The 4,170-nt window shown below is 35.8% G+C and carries 3 protein-coding genes; 1 reads left to right on the top strand and 2 read right to left on the bottom strand.

Annotation, left to right across the window (positions count from 1 at the left end):
- Positions 1-779 (bottom strand): IMP dehydrogenase (locus tag Q0075_RS01485; RefSeq protein ID WP_297867970.1); only part of this gene is annotated, 779 nt, incomplete at its 3' end.
- A gap of 113 nt (positions 780-892) precedes the next feature.
- Between Q0075_RS01485 and Q0075_RS01480 the strand changes: the two genes are divergently transcribed.
- On the top strand, positions 893-3,394 hold the full coding sequence (locus Q0075_RS01480; protein WP_297867969.1) for a cation-translocating P-type ATPase: 2,502 nt from the start codon (positions 893-895) through the stop codon (positions 3,392-3,394).
- On the opposite strand, the gene Q0075_RS01475 is transcribed toward Q0075_RS01480, so the two are convergent.
- Positions 3,391-4,170, bottom strand: a 780-nt coding sequence (locus tag Q0075_RS01475) for a hydroxymethylglutaryl-CoA lyase (RefSeq protein WP_297867968.1), incomplete at its 5' end; no start/stop codon positions are given. The two genes, Q0075_RS01480 and Q0075_RS01475, sit on opposite strands and share 4 nt — an antisense overlap.

The raw sequence follows: 4,170 nt of genomic DNA, 5'->3' as shown, positions 1-4,170 counted from the left end.
ACACCTTTTGTATGTCCGTGAGCGGTATCAATAATTACAGCATCAACTCCAGCATTTACAAGAGCTGTAGCTCTTTCTACTGCATCCGCTGTAACTCCTAAAGCTGCAGCTACACGTAAACGACCAAATTTATCTTTATTAGCAATTGGTTTTTGGGTTAATTTGGTAATATCCCTAAATGTAATTAAACCGATTAATTTATTATTGTTATCAACTACAGGTAATTTTTCAATTTTGTTTTCTTGTAAAATTCCTTCTGCTTCTTGCAACGTTGTTCCTTGAGCTGCCGTTACTAAATTTTCTGAAGTCATTACTTCTAAAATAGAACGCGAATTTACTTTTTCGAAACGTAAATCTCTATTCGTTACGATTCCTTTTAAAATTCCGTTTTCATCTACTACTGGAATTCCACCAATGCTAAATTCTTTCATCGCCATTTTGGCATCACCAACATTTGCAGTTAAAGGTAACGTTACTGGATCGATAATCATTCCGCTTTCTGCACGTTTTACTTTCTTTACTTTCGCTGCTTGTTGCTCAATCGTCATGTTTTTGTGTAAAACGCCTATTCCTCCTTCTTGTGCCATAGCAATTGCCATAGAACTTTCGGTAACCGTATCCATTGCTGCGGAAACGATAGGAACATTCAACGTAATATTTCTCGAAAACTTCGATTGAATACTAACTTCGCGTGGTAAAATTTCTGAATAATTTGGAATAAGCAAAACATCGTCATAAGTAAGACCTTCGCCAACGATTTTAGTTGTGTGTGCTTTCATGGTGCAATTTGTAGTTGTTGTTAAATTGCGTGCAAATATAGTAAAACTTAGGCTAATAATCTATTTCTTTTAAGAATAAATTATGTAACTTGCATAATAATTTTTCATCTACAATGAGCGATTCTAAAAAAACAAGTACAGGCCTAACCGATTCAGAAGTAACAGAATCCGCAAAAAAATTCGGCACCAACTCGGTTGAACATCAGAAAAAAAACCATTTTCTGAATTCTATTTTAGATATCGTAAAAGAACCCATGTTTCTTTTATTATTGACCGCCACCAGCATCTATTTTATAACAGCAGATTATGGCGATGGAATTTTCATGGCTATTGCGATTATTTTTGTAGTAGCTATTTCCGTTTTTCAAGAATCTAGAAGTCGTAATGCGATTGAAGCTTTAAAAAAACTAACCCAACCAAAATGTAAAGTCATTCGAAATGGTTCTACAATCGAAATTCCAACCGAGGAAATTGTCATTGGTGATTGTGTTCAATTAGAAGAAGGCGCTTTCATTCCTGCGGATGGAATTATTCTTTCATCCAACGATTTTTCAGTAAACGAATCTATCTTAACGGGTGAATCTTTAGCCGTATTTAAGTCGAATGAATCTGAAAACAAACAAGTTTTTCAAGGTACTATTGTTGCTTCTGGTTTAGCAATTTGTGAAGTAACGGCTATTGGAAATAAAACGCATCTAGGAAAAATAGGCTCCAGTTTGAATGCAATTGAAGAAGAAAAAACGCCTTTGCAAATTCAAATCGGGAATTTCGTTACCAAAATGTCGATTATTGGTTTGGTAATTTTTGCTATTGTTTGGGCGATTAATTACTACAACTCTGGATTAGTTTTAGATAGTTTATTAAAAGCGTTAACCTTAGCAATGAGCGTTATCCCAGAGGAAATTCCAGTCGCTTTCACTACATTTATGGCGTTAGGCGCTTGGCGATTGATGAAAATGGGAATCATTACCAAACAAACCAAAACAGTAGAAACCTTAGGAAGCGCCACCGTAATTTGCACCGATAAAACCGGAACAATTACCGAAAACCGAATGAGTTTAGCTGAATTGTATCTTTTTAAATCCAATTCGATAATAGAAACCTCTCAAAAACTAAATCCTGAAGCTGAAGAAGTATTGAATTACGCCATGTGGTCAAGCGAACCCATTCCGTTTGATGCGATGGAAATTGCCATTCACGAAGCGTATTCTAATTTTGAAAGCGAAGACGAGCGACCTTATTTTAAAATGGTTCACGAATATCCTTTAAGCGGAAAACCACCGATGATGACCCACGTTTTCGAAAACGATTCGGGTAAAAAAATCATCGCTGCTAAAGGTGCTCCCGAAGCTTTAATCGCAATTAGTCATTTAACTGAAATGGAAAAAAATCAGATTTTTGAGGCGATGCAAACCATGATGCAAAAAGGATTCCGAGTTTTAGGCGTGGGTGTTTCTGACTTTGAAGGAACCGATTATCCTTCAACCCAACAAGAATTAAAGTTTCATTTTAAAGGATTAGTCGCTTTTTACGACCCACCAAAACATAACATTCAAGAGGTTTTTGAAACGTTTTACAAAGCCGGAATTCAAGTAAAAATTGTTACTGGCGATAATGCTGAAACCACTTCAACCATTGCAAAACAAGTTGGGTTTAAAAATGCCGATAAAGTATTGAATGGCGACGAATTAATGGCAATGGATGATGTCACTTTGAAAGAAAAAGTAATGGAAACGGCTATTTTCACCAGAATGTTTCCAGAAGCTAAACTTAAAATCATTCAAGCATTAAAAGCAAACAACCAAATCGTAGCCATGACAGGCGATGGTGTAAATGACGGACCCGCTTTAAAATCGGCACACATTGGCATTGCTATGGGCAAAAAAGGAACGGAAATTGCGAAACAAGCTGCCAATTTAATTCTCGTAGACGACAATTTCGAGCGAATGACAGATGCAATTGCAATGGGAAGAAAAATCTATATCAATCTCAAAAAAGCAATTCAATACATTATTTCGATTCATATTCCAATTATATTAATTGTGTTTATTCCATTGGCTTTGGGTTGGATGTATCCGAATATTTTCACACCGGTTCACATTATTTTCTTAGAAATCATCATGGGCCCAACTTGCTCCATCATCTATGAAAACGAACCCATGGAAGATAATCTTATGCTACAAAAACCAAGACCGCTAACCACAACATTCTTTAATTTCAAGGAAGTGTTGATTAGTATCATTCAAGGATTAGTCATTACTTTAGGATTACTGTACATTTATCAATATGCTATTGGAAAAAATATGTCCGAAAACGGCACTAGAACCTTGATTTTCTTAACGTTAATTACTTCCAATATCGTATTAACATTGGCGAATCGTTCGTTTTATTATTCCATTTTCAAAACGATTCAGTACAAAAATAATTTGGTAGGATTGATTATTGGAGTAACCATCATATTGACAGGATTATTGTTGTTCATTCCTGCATTTTCGAACTTCTTTTTGTTTGAAATGGTAACTGGTTCCCAAATAGGATTATGCGTTTTAGTAGGAAGTATTTCGGTACTTTGGGTAGAAATTTACAAAGTGTTTAAACGAAGTAAATCGAATTAATGAAACTCGCCAAATAGTTTAGTCGCTTCATTATAAGCGCTTTCAAAGCTCATTGGACTTGTATTCGTATTCTCTCTTTTGGTAGTGAAATACGACAACAATTTCTCTGTTGGCATGTTTCCTGTTAAATCGTCTTTTGCCATTGGACAACCACCAAAACCTTGAATTGCACCATCATAACGACGACAACCTGCGTTGTAAGCTGCATCAATCTTTTCAAACCACTTGTCTGGCGTAGTGTGAAGATGCGCACCAAATTCAATATGTGGATATTTCGGAATCAAATTAGAAAATAAATAATCGATTACTTCTGGAGTCGAACTTCCAACGGTATCAGAAAGCGATAGGATTTTTACACCCATATTTGCTAATTTTTCGGTCCATTCGCCAACAATTTCAACATTCCATGGATCTCCATACGGATTTCCAAATCCCATTGAAATATAAGTCACAACTTCTTTACTGGATTTATCAGCGATTTCTAAAATCTCTTGTAAAGTAACCAAACTTTCAGCAATCGTTTTGTGCGTATTTCGCATTTGAAAGTTCTCCGAAATCGAAAATGGAAAACCTAAATATTGAATTTCCTTATGAACCGAAGCATTTTGAGCGCCTTGTGTATTGGCGATAATCGCTAATAATTTGCTGTTGGTAGCTGACAAATCCAATTGAGCCAAAACCTCAACCGTATCTTGCATTTGCGGAATCGCTTTTGGCGAAACAAAACTTCCAAAATCAATAGTATCAAAACCTACACGCAATAACGACTGGATGTA

The organism is uncultured Flavobacterium sp., assembly GCF_937967675.1.
GTDB lineage: Bacteria > Bacteroidota > Bacteroidia > Flavobacteriales > Flavobacteriaceae > Flavobacterium.
The sequence above is the reverse complement of the archived record's forward strand: the minus strand, read 5'-3'. Positions and strand labels throughout refer to the sequence as shown.